The organism is Streptomyces sp. NPDC046900 (genome assembly GCF_040644975.1).
GTDB lineage: Bacteria > Actinomycetota > Actinomycetes > Streptomycetales > Streptomycetaceae > Streptomyces.
On sequence record NZ_JBEYXD010000245.1, the window covers coordinates 1 to 682 of the forward strand.

A 682-nucleotide genomic window follows, 5' to 3' on the forward strand; every position below is an offset into this window, starting at 1 on the left:
AGTGCGGCGGAGACCATGTCGCGGTCGGCGACCAGTCCGCAGAAGGTGCAGGCGTGCACTCGGTCGGCGAGGGTTTTGCGGACCTGTGCGCCGCACAGGCAGGTCTGCGACAGCTTCGTGGTGAAGGTCGAGGCCCGCAGTAGGTGGCCGCTGGTCTTCTCGCACTCCTTGCCGATCGCGGCGATGAGCCGACCAGGGGTGGTGGCTTGCAGCACGCGGCCCCACAGCCGGAACCAGGTGCGGATGTCGCAGTCCTCGACGGTCAGGTTGGCGCCGTGTTCGGCAACGATCCGTTCAGCTATGCGCCGCGCGCGGTGATCTTTCGCCGCGGCGGCGGTGGCCGCAGCCTCGGCGAGCTTCGCCCGATTGAGGCGGTAGCAGGCCGAAAGGGTGTCGTGGCGGTATGCCTGTTTGGGTACTCCGTTCTTGTTCGCCGCCCGCGCGCCGCCTGGTAAGTGGACTTGCTTCTCTTGGAGTCCGGCACCTTTGCGTCGTTCGGCACGGACCTGCTGGCGCCTCGACGGCGCGTACTGGCCTGGGTTGGTGGCACGGCGAGAGCGGTCGAGGGCACGTTTACGGCCGATTTCCTTGCGGCGGGCCTTTTCCAGTGCGGCCAGCTCGGCGTCGGGGGGGGGGGGGCCCGGGGGGGGGACCACACACGCCGGGGGGGGGGGAACGAAGC

At 69.5% G+C, this 682-nt stretch carries 1 pseudogene; it reads right to left on the reverse strand.

The window, feature by feature from the left end:
• Positions 1–656: pseudogene (locus tag ABZ904_RS51220) on the reverse strand (transposase); the annotation flags it as partial.
• Positions 657–682: the final 26 nt, after the last annotated feature.